Genomic DNA, 12098 nt, shown 5'->3' with positions numbered 1-12098 from the left:
CTTTAGTGCGGCCCCGGAGGGGCGAGCGAAGCGAGTACTGCTCATTTACAGCCGGTAACTTCCGCGTCCTCGCCTGTTTTTGCGGGGCCGCCATCGGTGTTGTATGGACCTAGCTCGCGAGATCGTGAAGAGGTTCTTAGAGAACAGCCTATTTTATTTAAATTGAACGATCAATCAATAAAAGCGACAGGGCGCAGCCAAACGCGACATATCAAGTGAGCAACGGGTACAGGTTCTCGGTTCTACGCGGCCTTAGGGTGGGCTTTGGCCCACCAGAGTTTGGAAGGCGCCGCTGGAAACTCCTAACGGGCCTTGGCCAGCTGCAGGTCGAGGTAGTCGTAGGCGATATGGCGCGCCTGCTCGGTATCGAAGGCTTCACCGGACAGCGCGCCACGCAACCACAGACCATCGATCAGCGAGGCCAGACCGCGGGCGGCGAGGCGCGCCTGATCCTGCGGCAGGGCGCGATGGAACTGGCCGCACAGGTTGGAATAGAGGCGGTGATCGTTGACCCGCTGCAGGCGCCGCAGGGCCGGCTGGTGCATGCTGCTGGCCCAGAACGCCAGCCAGGTTTTCATCGCCGGGCCGCTGACCTGGCTGTCGTCGAAGTTGCCATCGATCATCGCCTTCAGGTGCGCGCGCGGGCTGTCGTCGTCCAACGCCTGGCGCCTCTGGGCGACGGCATCGCGCAACGCCTGCATGAGGTGGCGCATGGTGGCTTCGAGCAGGCCGTTCTTGTCCTTGAAGTAGTGGCTGATGATGCCGTTGGAAACGCCCGCCAGGCGGGCGATATAGGCAATGCTGGCATCGGCCATGCCAACCTGGTCAACGGCTTCCAGCGTGGCGGCGATCAGTTGCGAGCGGCGAATGGGCTGCATGCCGACCTTGGGCATGGGGCTCTCCGTGAGGGGCAGGGAGCCGAAGTCTAGGCAGTTTTTGACTGAGCGATCAATCAATGCGTGCTGCGGTGTCTGCAGTCAGCGGCCTGTAAGCAGAAGATGTGGCAGAAACAGGGCGATGCTCAGTCCCAGGCCCTGCGACAGGTGGCTGAAGAAGAGCCAGGTAACGCTACGTGCGTCCCCGACGTACAGCACAGCAGTCAGCGTGCGCTCGTTGCAGCGAATGGAATACAGGGCGACCGTCAGGCAAATGAACATGCCGAACGCGCCGGCGCCGGCCCCCCACAGGCTCCAGGAAGCGGGCGCAAGCCAGGCAGGAAGGTAGGGCAGAAGCATTAACTTATGGCCCTCGGGAAGGGCGGCAATGGTCTGTATCCAGCTCTCCAGACCATTGCGGGACGGCCGCCTGGGGAGATGGCGAGGCGTGCTCATGGGGCGTCGGTCACTGCTGCTGCGACTCTTCGACGGTATCCGAGTTCAGTGCGGTGCACTCGATCCGCGCGGCGGCATACAGCAGTCCGACTGCCATGACGGTATACAGATCGAAACCGAACAGGAGCTGGGTGATCAGTGCCGTAAGCAGCAGGACGGCGATAGCCGGGCCCGAGGTACCGGTCTTGCCGACCGCAAGCAGAGCCGCCCCGAAGATGGCTGCGATCATCAGCCCGGCGCAGATGGCCAGATAGCGGTAGGTCTTTGCGTCCCAGATCAGGAAAATGTTGATCGAGCTGGTGTAGACGAACAGGAACGTCAGCAGGGTAAGACAGCCAATAGTGGCGAAGACGACGGCGGTACTTTTCATTGCGTTCTCGGTCTGTTCGTTTTCGGGGGGCGAGAGTCTAGAGGGCATGCCGTCCATGTCCCAGTGGCGATGTCCGAAAACTTGAACTCGGACTCGGCAGAAACGACAAAGCGGGCCGAAGCCCGCTTTGTGGTGTTACAGGTGCGTGGCTTATTTCAGCCAGCTGTCGACGCGATCCGGGTTCTTGGCGATCCAGTCCTTGGCGGCCTGATCCGGCTTGGCGCCTTCGCGAATGGCCAGCATCACCGAACCGACTTCTTCGCCGCTCCAGGAAATCTTGCCGAGGAAGGCGGCAGCGTCGGCAGCCTTGCCCTTGAGCTGCGGGTTGGCCACGGTGTCGACGCGCTCGTCGTCGCCGAAGACTTTCTTCGAATCTTCGAGGAAGCGCAGTTTCCACTTGGCGAACATCCAGTGCGGAATCCAGCCGGTGACCACGATCGGCTTCTGCGCCTTCTCGGCACGGGTCAGGGCGGTGGCCATGGCCGGGCCGGAGCTCGGCATCAGCTTGATGCTGGACAGGTTGTATTCCTTGATGGCGTCCTCGGTACGGCGCATCACTCCGGCACCAGCATCGATGCCGGTGATCTTGCCGTCGAAGTCCTTGGCGTATTTCTCCAGGTCTTCGATGGTCTTGGCCTCGACGTAGTCCGGCACGATCAGACCGATCTTGGCACCGGAGTAGTTGGTGCCGAGCACCTCAACCTTGTCCTTGAGCTTCTCGTAGTATTCGCCGTGGGTGGCTGGCAGCCAGGCGGAAAGCGTGGCGTCGAGGTCGCCGCGGGCGACGCCCTGCCACATGATCGCCGGCTCGACCGGCTTCAGCTCGACCGTGTAGCCGAGGCGGCTTTGCAGGATTTCACCGGCGACGTGGGTAACGGCAACGCTGTCGTCCCAGCCGTTGACGTAGCCGATCTTCAGGGTGGGTTTGTCGGCGGCCAGGGCACTGCCCATGCCGATGGCCAGGGCGGCAGCGCCGAGGCAGAGGTGTTTGAGTACGCGCATTGTGGTGTTGCTCCGTCAGTTGAGTGGCAGTTGCAAAGTCGTTGACTGGCTCGTTCTCATTGCGGGCCTTGCGAAACCGTGTTGCGCAGCAGATTGCCGGTTCGCGGGCAAAGTCTCGCCGTCACGGCCAAAATCGGCCGCTAGTATTCAGCGAGGAGGTTTCCAGGCTCGAACTCCCAGGTTCGAGCCCGAATCGGGTCGTGGCCTGTTACAGCCCGACGTGTTTCTTCACGGCGGCTACACCGTCCTGACCGTCGAAGGTGGTCACACCGCTCAGCCACTGGTCGAGGATCGCCGGGTTGGCCTTGATCCACTCCTTGGCGACGTTCTGCGGGTTTTCCTTCTCCAGGACCTTTTCCATCAGCTGGCTTTCGATATCGACGGTGAACTGCAGGTTGTTCAGCAGCTTGCCGACGTTGGCGCAGCGCGCTTCGTAATCCGGCGGTACCACGGTGTAGACCTTGGCTGCGCCATAGTCAGGGCCGAACACGTCGTCACCACCGGACAGGTAGGTAATGTCGTGCTGGGTGTTCATCGGGTGCGGCGCCCAGCCGAGGAACACTACCGGCTCCTTCTTCTTGATGGCGCGCGACACCTGGACCAGCATGCCGGCTTCGCTGGACTCGACCATGCGGAAGTCGCCCAGGTCGAACTGGTTGTTCTTGATCATACCGTCGATCAGCAGGTTGCCGTCGTTACCCGGCTCGATGCCGTAGATCTTGCCGCCCAGCTGGTCCTTGAACTTGGCGATGTCCTGAAAGCTCTTCAGCCCGGCTTCGGCCGCATAGGTCGGTACCGCCAGGGTGTACTTGGCGCCTTCGAGGTTGGCTTTCTCCAGCACCTTGACGCCGCCATCCTTGAGGAAGGGCTCGATCACCGAGTCCATCGAGGGCGCCCAGTAGCCGAGGAACACGTCGACCTGGCCGCTTTTCACACCGGTGAAGGCGATCGGTACCGAAGCCATGATCTTGCGTGGCTGATAGCCCAGGCCTTCGACCAGGGTCATGGCCACGCCGGTGGTGGCGGCAATGTCGGCCCAGCCGATCTCGGCGAAACGTACCTGCTTGCAGCTCGCCGGCTCCGCGGCCATGGCGCCCTGCATCAGTGCGCAGGACAAAAGGCCAATGGCGGCGGTGGTCTTGAACAATTTCATCTGCGGTTCCCTGTGAAGTGAAAAAGTATTTACTGGCGCTGCAGTTTGCCGCTGAACCAGGCGAACACGCCGCGCTTGGCGGTCTGTTTGGTGCCGAAGCTTTCGGTGATGCGGTCGAGGATGATCGCCAGCAACACCACGGCCATGCCGCTCTCGAAGCCTAGACCGATATCCAGGCGCTGGATACTCGCCAGCACGTCGTTACCCAGGCCGCCGGCACCGACCATCGAGGCGATGATCACCATCGACAGGGCCATCATGATGGTCTGGTTGACCCCGGCCATGATCGACGGCATGGCGTTGGGCAGCTGGACCTTGAACAGCAACTGGCGGCTGGTGCAGCCGAACGACTGGCCGGCCTCGACGATTTCCTTGTTCACCTGGCGAATGCCCAGGCTGGTCAGGCGCACCGCCGGCGGCATGGCGAAGATCACCGTGGCGATGATGCCGGGCACGCGACCCAGGCCGAAGAGCATGGCTGCCGGGATCAGGTAAACGAACGCCGGCATGGTCTGCATGAAGTCGAGGATCGGTCGGATGATGGTCGCCACGCGCTCGCTGCGTGCCGCCCAGATCCCCAGCGGGATGCCCAGCAGCAGGCTGATCAGCGTCGAGGAGAAGGTCAGGCCGAGGGTGACCACGGTCTGTTCCCAGAAGCCGGTCATGACGATGAGGACGAAGGCCACCGCAGTGAAGATTGCGAAGCGTACGCCGATGCGCCACAGACCGAGGCCGACGAAAATGGCAATGAGCAGCCAGGCCGGCGGCAGCATCAGCAGGTTCTCGATGCCCTCGGAGAAACCGCTGACTAGTTGACCGATGCTGTCGAACACACCGCTGTAGTTGTCCAGCAGGTGCTGGACGACGTCGTTGACCCAGCTGCCCAGGTCGAGCTTCTTGTCACTCATGGGATTCCCCCTGCAGGCGGGTCAGCAGACGGCCCTTGCTGATGGCGCCACAGTAATGGCCTTCGGCATCCACCACCGGGATCGGCCCTTCGTTGTCCACCAGGCGGCTGATAACGTCCTCCAGTGGCATGTCCTCGGGAACAGGTACCACCTGCTTGAGCGCATTGGTCTCCAGTGGCCGAGGCTCGTCGCCATCGACCATCAGGGCGATCTTCTCGAGGCTGATGGAACCCTGGAAGTTGTTCTGCTCATCGACGATGAAGGCGTAGTGCTTGTCCAGCGCCTGCAGCTCCTTGCAGATCTTCGCCGCGTCCGGTGCCTTGCCGTTGTACACGTAGGTCGGCACGCTGTCGGCCTTGAGCTGGCCGGCGGTGAGATAACGGCTGGTGTCGACCGTATCGAAGAAGTTGCGTACGTATTCGTTGGCCGGCTTCTCGATCAGCTCCTGCGGAGTGCCGACCTGAATCAGCTTGCCGCCTTCCATGATGCCGATACGGGTACCGATGCGCATGGCTTCTTCGATGTCGTGGGAGACGAAGATGATGGTGCGGCGGTGGGTCTTCTGCAGCTCCAGCAGCACGTCCTGCATTTCGCGGCGCTTGAGCGGGTCGAGGGCCGAGAAGGCCTCGTCCATGATGATCATCGACGGGTTGACCGCGAGGGCTCGGGCCAGGCCTACGCGCTGCTGCATGCCGCCGGAGAGCTCGTTCGGGTACTTGTGGGCGAAGGTGTCGAGACCCACCTGCTTGAGCACTTCCATTGCCCGTTGCTCGCGCTCCTTGCGTCCGACACCGGCCACTTCCAGGCCGAAGGCGGCATTGTCCAGCACGCTGCGCGAAGGCATCAGGGCGAAGGACTGGAAGACCATGCTCATGTCGCGGCGGCGCAGGTCGATCAGCTGCGATTGCGGCAGCTTGGCCACGTTCTGGCCGTCAATGTAGACATCGCCGGCGCTGGGTTCGACCAGGCGGTTGATCAGACGGATCAGGGTGGATTTACCGGAGCCGGACAGGCCCATGAGGACGAAGATCTCGCCTTCCTCGACGCTGAACGACACGTCGCTGACTCCGATTACTGCGCCTTTCTCGGCGAGGATTTTCTCTTTGCTCCAGCCTTCCTTGAGCAGGCCAATAGCCTCTTGTGGGTTAGAGCCGAAAACCTTGTACAGGTGTTCGACCACGATCTTTCCAGACTGCATGGGACGTTTCCCCTTCAATCGGCATCCAGGTGGCGCTGGCACGGCTGGGCACGCATCATCGAAGCGTAGAACGGCTGTGACAGACCTCTGATATTTGTGGGTGTTTTCTGAAAGTCGAGGTAGGCGAACGTTTCGCTGCGCTGCCGGGTGCCGGCACTCGGGCACGTTCAAGCGACACGCTGGCGGTTGCTGTGGCCCGTCGCGCCGTTAAATCGTGTAGATGAGTGATTGCTGCCTTGCCGTGCTGCAAACCGCTTTCCAAACCCTCTGGCAGTGTTTCGAAATCCAGTCCGTTGGGGGTTCATGTCCCTTCCTGGAACATGCGTACATCCGAAATTTCTTGTTGGGCTGGCGCCCGTGGTGGGCCAGCGCTTATCTGTTCTTCGGTCCGGGGTTGTGGGGCCCCGGTCTGCCGCCCCTCTGAAGGAGTCGGCAGCGACGTCATCGGCTGACTCAACGATATAGCCTTGCGGCCTGCGCAATTATCGGTTTGCGACTCTGACATATTGCGCGACGACATGGCGCTGTCCGCTGCGTGTTTACCGTTTTTCGCCGCTATCGAGCCGTCGATGTTGGGCGAGTCCAAAACTGTTTAATCCCCCCGGTTAGGTTCCAAATGAGCGGTGCGGCACACGCGTTAAAAACCTTAACAGACTTTTTTACCCCCGGGTCAACCATCAAAGCCACGTGTGGCGCGGTTCTTCATGCGCCGAAAGGGCTTCAGGCACCGTTTCACGGGGGCTGCGCATGTGTTGAAAAAAATTGACAGCGGCGAGGAGAAAAAGATCAATTTGCCCCGCAAGGCCCTTTACAGACCCATGACTGCTCGCCGCGACCTCAGCAGCAGCGAAATCGGGGAAATGGCCGCCTTCAAAGAAGGATCTTGTGAGCGGTGATTCGGCTATTTATCGGCATGAAAATGGTTTTTAGCCGATTTTAACGCCGTTTTTAGGGTCTTCGGCTTACGCCCGCCAGCCAGCCGTTGACCAGTTCGGGATTCTTGTCCATCCACTGTTTGGCCACGCGCCGCCGGTTGGTATTGCCCTCGAGCACGCCGCTCATCAGCTGGTTCTCCGCTGCGATGGTAAAGACCATGTTGCGAAACAGCTGGGCCACGTTCGGGCACTCGCTGGCAAGGCCGCCACGCGTGACGGTATTGACCTGTGCCGCGCCATAGTTGGGGCCGAAATACTGGTCACCGCCGGAAAGGTAGAACATGCGCAGCCGATCATTCATCGGGTGCGGCTCCCACCCTAGGAACACTGCGGAGCGGCCCATCTGCTGAGCGCGTTCGACATGGTTGAGCATGCCCTTTTCACTGCTTTCCACCAAGGTGAAATCACGCAGACCGAAGACGTTCTCGCGGATCATGGTCTTGACCATTTCGTTGCCTTCGTTGCCAGGTTCGATGCCGAAAATCTGGCCTCGCAATTCATCCTTGAAACGATGGATGTCGGCGAAGTCCTTCAGGCCCGCCTTGTGCGCCGGCTCGAGCACGGCGAGGGTGTAACGCACTGTGGGCAGGTTGGTTTGCAGTTTTTCGATGCGGCCGCTTTGCAGATGGGGCTCTACCAATTGGCTCTGCGCCGGCATCCAGCTGCCGAGAAAGACATCGACGTTGCCATCGGCGAGGGCCTGATAGGTTTCCGGAAGCGACAGCCGCTTCACCTGAGTGCGATAGCCCAGGTCAGACAGTATCAGGCGGGCTACGGCGGTGGTCATGGTGATATCGGTCCAGCCGACATCGGCGAGGGTGATCAACTCACAGCGTTCTGCCTCGGCAGCCTGCAGGGTGGAGCCATAAAGCAGGCCGAATGCGAGTAGCCAGTGAGCGAGTCGTTTCATGGATCACACCTGCCTGTTCAACGAAATTGAGTTACTGACTAGAAAGCAAATGGCGGGCCGTCTGCATCGTGAAAAACGACCTCCACTTACCCAGGCTTGCCGTTCCGTTGGCCTTGCCTATTTCCGCCTGCGGAAGGTGTGAATGGCGTAGCGGGTGCGAGCTGATTATCGAACCGCTTTAGGGCGCTGTTTCCGGCTGTGAGTGGCCTAATGGCTGATGGCGAATCGCCTTTTTTTGGAAAAGCCGAATCATGAGCCGGGGTGGGGCGAGCGAAGCGATTTTCGCCAGCTTTTGGTGCGTGCCGGGCCTGCCTCGAGCGGCTGTTCGAAGAGCCTGTTACCGCCCATCCGTTACTGCCTCGACAAGTCTGTGTAGGGGGTATCCTCAGTAGTGCTACCGAAATGCACAGAGCCCTTGAAATCGGGCTTTCTGGATCGTTTGCGGGTGCTGTGCCGAGGCTTGGAAAGCCCGGGTGGCGTGGACATGATTTTTTATTGAAGGCCTGATCAATTTCGGCATGGGCTTTGCCTGTTTTACATGACCAGCTGGTCTCGAACCAGCACCATAACAAAACTACGGTCCGCTACCGTCGGGCCGACACCGTGCTTAGCGTGAGGGTTTCATCGATGTCGCAGTCCAGCCAAGGGTCGCAATCCCAGAACCGTGCCCCCCAGTCCATCGGCTTCCTGCTCCTGGATAATTTCACACTGATTTCCCTGGCCTCGGCGGTGGAGCCCCTGCGCATGGCCAACCAGCTCTCCGGCAAGGAACTGTATCGCTGGCACACGCTTACGCTCGACGGCCTGCCCGTCAGCGCCAGCGATGGACTGCAGATCACCCCCGATACCTCCATACAGAATGCGCCGGCACTGGACGCGGTAATCGTCTGTGGCGGTGTCGACATCCAGCACAGCGTCAAGCGCGAGCATGTCAGCTGGTTGCAGCTGCAGGCACGCCAGGGCCGCCAGCTTGGCGCGGTATGCACCGGCAGCTGGGCGCTGGCCAAGGCCGGACTGCTCGATGGCTACGATTGCAGCGTGCACTGGGAATGTCTGGCCTCGATGCAGGAAGCCTTCCCGCGTGCGGCCATCACCACCCGCCTGTTCTCCATCGATCGCAATCGCAATACCTCGTCCGGCGGCACCGCGCCGATGGACATGATGCTGCACCTGATCGGTCAGCAGCACGGGCGTGAACTGGCGGCCGGCATTTCCGAGATGTTCATCTACGAACGCATCCGCAACGAACAGGATCACCAGCGCGTACCGCTCAAGCACATGCTCGGCAGCAACCAGCCAAAGCTGCAGGAGATCGTCGCGCTGATGGAGGCTAACCTGGAGGAGCCGATCGACCTCGACGAGCTGGCCTGCTTCGTCGACATTTCCCGTCGTCAGCTCGAGCGTTTGTTCCAGAAGTACCTGCACTGCTCGCCGTCGCGCTACTACCTCAAGCTGCGTCTGATCCGTGCACGTCAGCTACTGAAGCAGACCAGCATGTCGATCATCGAAGTGGCTTCGGTGTGCGGCTTCGTTTCCACCCCGCACTTCTCCAAGTGCTACCGCGAGTATTTCGGCATTCCGCCGCGCGACGAGCGTGCTGGCCAGCAGGGTCACAACCTGGTGGCGCTACTGCCGATTCCCGAACATCAGCAGGTCAACTCCAGTGCGGTACTGGCGCTGAGTCGTGCTCAGGGCGAGTCGACATTCGCCAGCGTACGGATCTGAGTCGGGCTGCAATGAAAAACGGGGCGCCACTGGCGCCCCGTTTTTTTTCGAGCTTTGGTGCGTGCGGCGCAGCCTGCACCGCGCCGTTCGCTCAGGCCGGCTTTGGAACCAGCGCCGGCAGCAGATGACGACTGATGGCTTCGCGCACATTCGGCAGCAGGGTAGCGCTGCCGCCGAGCAGCTCTTCCACCAGGCGGCGCAGGGCCGCGGCACGCTCCGGACTGAGGCCGCTGACGGCCAGCTCGCAGGATTGCTCCGGCGTGGCGCCTGCTGGAATACTCAGGCCCAGTGCAACCAGGCGTTCGCGGAAATCTTCCTGGTCGATGAGGTCGGCGTGCATCATGGTCGTGACTCCTTGTGGCAAAGCAGGCGTTTAACAACGTAGACGAAGCGGCAAGGGCGATGCAGGCAGTATTTCAACCGCCTGCTAGCGCAGAACGCCTTCTTCGACCAGCAGGTTGAAGATAGCCTCCGCACCCTCCTGTGGCGAGACATCCTTGAGTATCTTGCCACCACCACCACTGGCTTTGGCCGTCGCGGCCTTCATGCGTTCTGCACCGGTCTTGGCCTTGATCACCTTCAGGCGTTTCGGTCGTGGTTTGGCCGGCTGCAGGCTGGCTTCGGCCAGCAGTGGGTCGTCTATCACGGTGACTTCATGAGCTTCGATCTGGCCACGGCGAGCCGGCCCGAAGGCACTCTGGCGCGCGACCGGGGCGGCATTGTCGACGCTGGCCACGCACGGCAGGCGTACCTTGAGACGGCGACGCTGGCCACGTGGCAGTGCCTGCAGCACCTGCGCCACGCCGTTCTCGACCTTCTCCACTTCGGCCAGGCCAACCACCATCGGCCAGCCCAGGCGCTCGGCCAGCAGGAACGGCAACATGCCGGAGCCTTCGCCGGTTTCCGCCTGGCTGCCGGTGAGTACCAGCTGCGTGCGACTGCCTTGCAGGTAGTCGACCAGCAGCGGCAGGGCGTCGGCGCCTTCCGGCTGTTCAAGCACGTCGAGCTGTTCCAGGCCCATGCCCAGGTAGCCGCGCAGCGCTTCGGCCTGTGGGTCGCCGGCATGCAGCAATTGCAGGTTCTGTCCGGCCAGACGCAGGCCGAGTTCCACCGCGCGGGCATCCTGCTCGGCGCGACGGGCGCGGGCTGAGGTCGGGTGGGCGCCGACCGAGACCAGGGCGACGATATTCAGATCAGTCATTTGGGCAACCTCGAACCGTGGGAGCGGCTTTAGCCGCGATATGGCCATACGCGCGATCTGTCGCGGCTGAAGCCCCTCCCACGAGGGCGTATTGGTGAGGATCAGGCCGCTTCACGCTTGCCCTCCTGGCGCCAGGCGGCGACGCGCTCCATCAGCGCGCGAAGGATCGCCGCCGAGTCGCCGATCACCGAGAGATCGGCACGTTTGATCATGTCGCAGCCAGGATCCATGTTCACCGCGACGACCTTGTCGCAGGCGCCGATACCTTGCAGGTGCTGGATGGCGCCGGAAATACCCACCGCCAGGTAGACGCGGGCGGTGACCCAGGTGCCTGTGGCGCCGACCTGACGGTCACGCGGCATGAAGCCATCGTCCACCGCCACGCGCGAGGCGCCTTCGGTGGCACCGAGGGCGACGGCGGCCTGGTGGAACAGCTCCCAATCCTTCACGCCGTTGCCGCCGGAAAGAATGAACTCGGCCTCGGCCATGGGGATCTGCGCCGGGTCCACGGCTACCGGGCCGAGGTCCTCGATACGCGGCAGGCTGTGGGCGACCTTTTCGGCTAGCTCCAGCGGACGGACTTCATGGCGGGTTTCGCTGACCGGCTCGGCGCATTCGGCGGCAGCCAGGATCAGTCGAGGCAGCGCGCGCTGGATGTCCTGCTGACCACTGCCGGCCCGCCCGGTGGCCTGCTCGCCTGCGACCTGCCAAACACGGGTGGCAGGACGCTCGCCGAGCTTGGCGGCCAGGCGCCGGCCCAGTTCACCGCCGCCGGTGCGGCTGTCGGGCAGCAGCCAGTGGCGCGGCGCCAGTTGGCTCTCCACAGCGCTCAGGGCCAGTACGCGGGCTTCCGGCGCGTAGCCGTCGAAGGTGTCACCGGCGATGCGCAGCAGGCGGTCGACGCCGGCCGTATCGAAGGCGCTTTCCTTGTCCTCGCCGAATATCACGGCAACCACAGCGCCGCTATCGCCAGCCAGCTTGCGGGCCAGGCCGAGCAGGTCCTTGTCATGGCTGGACAGACGGCCGCCGACCATGTCCGGTACCACGCAGATGTGGAAGGCCGGTTGCTCGATGACGTGCAGCGGCAGCTGCACCTCGACGCTGGCACTGCTGCGTTTGCCGGCGGTGCCCTGCTGAGCACCGCTGCGATCGATACGCTTGAGCCCCGCCGGGCCGATGAAACCGGCGGCGATGGCGTGCGGGTTCTTGCGGATGATGCCGTTGGGGCCCATCCAGCTGGTCTGATTCTGGCTCTGCATGGCCGCATGGAGCGGATGCAGGCGGTTACGGGCGATCCACTCGGCGCGAGGGTCGCGGCGGATGATGTCGCTCATGCCTGGGCCTCCTGAGTGCGCTGGGGTTGTC

Annotated in this window: 12 protein-coding genes; 1 reads left to right on the top strand and 11 read right to left on the bottom strand. The window is 62.2% G+C overall.

Annotation, left to right across the window (positions count from 1 at the left end):
- Nucleotides 1-302 precede the first annotated feature (302 nt).
- The 8 genes from betI to DXK50_RS01715 all read right to left on the bottom strand — a co-directional run bounded on the left by betI (nt 303) and on the right by DXK50_RS01715 (nt 7807).
- Nucleotides 303-893 (bottom strand): transcriptional regulator BetI, encoded by a 591-nt coding sequence (betI, locus tag DXK50_RS01750; RefSeq protein WP_212629154.1) that lies wholly within the window; start codon nt 891-893, stop codon nt 303-305.
- An 84-nt stretch (nt 894-977) separates the two neighbouring features.
- A complete protein-coding gene (locus tag DXK50_RS01745; RefSeq protein ID WP_212629153.1) occupies nt 978-1331 on the bottom strand; it encodes a hypothetical protein in 354 nt (117 codons plus the stop codon).
- A gap of 10 nt (nt 1332-1341) precedes the next feature.
- Entirely contained in the window at nt 1342-1701 is a 360-nt protein-coding gene (locus tag DXK50_RS01740) for a hypothetical protein (RefSeq protein WP_212629152.1), read from the bottom strand.
- Between the two features lie 150 nt (nt 1702-1851).
- Nucleotides 1852-2703 (bottom strand): glycine betaine ABC transporter substrate-binding protein, encoded by an 852-nt coding sequence (locus DXK50_RS01735; RefSeq protein WP_212629151.1) that lies wholly within the window; start codon nt 2701-2703, stop codon nt 1852-1854.
- Nucleotides 2704-2911: 208 nt separating this feature from the next.
- Nucleotides 2912-3856 (bottom strand): choline ABC transporter substrate-binding protein, encoded by a 945-nt coding sequence (locus DXK50_RS01730; protein ID WP_161865829.1) that lies wholly within the window; start codon nt 3854-3856, stop codon nt 2912-2914.
- A 29-nt stretch (nt 3857-3885) separates the two neighbouring features.
- The gene (gene choW / locus DXK50_RS01725; protein WP_161865830.1) at nt 3886-4764 is read right to left on the bottom strand and encodes a choline ABC transporter permease subunit; all 879 of its coding nucleotides are present in this window, start codon (nt 4762-4764) and stop codon (nt 3886-3888) included.
- A complete protein-coding gene (locus DXK50_RS01720; protein ID WP_161865831.1) occupies nt 4757-5962 on the bottom strand; it encodes a quaternary amine ABC transporter ATP-binding protein in 1206 nt (401 codons plus the stop codon). The genes choW and DXK50_RS01720 overlap by 8 nt, the downstream gene beginning before the upstream one ends.
- A gap of 948 nt (nt 5963-6910) precedes the next feature.
- Entirely contained in the window at nt 6911-7807 is an 897-nt protein-coding gene (locus DXK50_RS01715; protein WP_212629150.1) for a glycine betaine ABC transporter substrate-binding protein, read from the bottom strand.
- A 627-nt stretch (nt 7808-8434) separates the two neighbouring features.
- On the opposite strand from DXK50_RS01715, the gene gbdR reads away from it, so the two are divergent.
- The gene (gene gbdR, locus DXK50_RS01710) at nt 8435-9532 is read left to right on the top strand and encodes a choline metabolism transcriptional regulator GbdR (RefSeq protein ID WP_212629149.1); all 1098 of its coding nucleotides are present in this window, start codon (nt 8435-8437) and stop codon (nt 9530-9532) included.
- 91 nt (nt 9533-9623) lie between these two features.
- Here gbdR and DXK50_RS01705 read toward each other — a convergent pair whose 3' ends face one another.
- The 3 genes from DXK50_RS01705 to etfA form a co-directional block, all read right to left on the bottom strand.
- A complete protein-coding gene (locus DXK50_RS01705; RefSeq protein ID WP_024306591.1) occupies nt 9624-9875 on the bottom strand; it encodes a hypothetical protein in 252 nt (83 codons plus the stop codon).
- An 84-nt stretch (nt 9876-9959) separates the two neighbouring features.
- Complete coding sequence (gene etfB, locus DXK50_RS01700; RefSeq protein WP_161865834.1) at nt 9960-10733, bottom strand: electron transfer flavoprotein subunit beta; 774 nt, start codon at nt 10731-10733, stop codon at nt 9960-9962.
- 101 nt (nt 10734-10834) lie between these two features.
- A complete protein-coding gene (gene etfA, locus DXK50_RS01695) occupies nt 10835-12067 on the bottom strand; it encodes an electron transfer flavoprotein subunit alpha (protein ID WP_212629148.1) in 1233 nt (410 codons plus the stop codon).
- Nucleotides 12068-12098: the final 31 nt, after the last annotated feature.

The organism is Pseudomonas sp. KB-10 (genome assembly GCF_018221585.1).
Taxonomy (GTDB): domain Bacteria; phylum Pseudomonadota; class Gammaproteobacteria; order Pseudomonadales; family Pseudomonadaceae; genus Aquipseudomonas; species Aquipseudomonas yangonensis.
This window is presented reverse-complemented; position numbering and strand designations above follow the sequence as displayed.

Bases quoted from the DNA above. Each gene is read 5' to 3' on its own strand.
- betI (WP_212629154.1), bottom strand. From the start codon at position 893: ATGCCCAAGGTCGGCATGCAGCCCATTCGCCGCTCGCAACTGATCGCC.
- DXK50_RS01745 (WP_212629153.1), bottom strand. From the start codon at position 1,331: ATGAGCACGCCTCGCCATCTCCCCAGGCGGCCGTCCCGCAATGGTCTG.
- DXK50_RS01740 (WP_212629152.1), bottom strand. From the start codon at position 1,701: ATGAAAAGTACCGCCGTCGTCTTCGCCACTATTGGCTGTCTTACCCTG.
- DXK50_RS01735 (WP_212629151.1), bottom strand. From the start codon at position 2,703: ATGCGCGTACTCAAACACCTCTGCCTCGGCGCTGCCGCCCTGGCCATC.
- DXK50_RS01730 (WP_161865829.1), bottom strand. From the start codon at position 3,856: ATGAAATTGTTCAAGACCACCGCCGCCATTGGCCTTTTGTCCTGCGCA.
- choW (WP_161865830.1), bottom strand. From the start codon at position 4,764: ATGAGTGACAAGAAGCTCGACCTGGGCAGCTGGGTCAACGACGTCGTC.
- DXK50_RS01720 (WP_161865831.1), bottom strand. From the start codon at position 5,962: ATGCAGTCTGGAAAGATCGTGGTCGAACACCTGTACAAGGTTTTCGGC.
- DXK50_RS01715 (WP_212629150.1), bottom strand. From the start codon at position 7,807: ATGAAACGACTCGCTCACTGGCTACTCGCATTCGGCCTGCTTTATGGC.
- gbdR (WP_212629149.1), top strand. From the start codon at position 8,435: ATGTCGCAGTCCAGCCAAGGGTCGCAATCCCAGAACCGTGCCCCCCAG.
- DXK50_RS01705 (WP_024306591.1), bottom strand. From the start codon at position 9,875: ATGATGCACGCCGACCTCATCGACCAGGAAGATTTCCGCGAACGCCTG.
- etfB (WP_161865834.1), bottom strand. From the start codon at position 10,733: ATGACTGATCTGAATATCGTCGCCCTGGTCTCGGTCGGCGCCCACCCG.
- etfA (WP_212629148.1), bottom strand. From the start codon at position 12,067: ATGAGCGACATCATCCGCCGCGACCCTCGCGCCGAGTGGATCGCCCGT.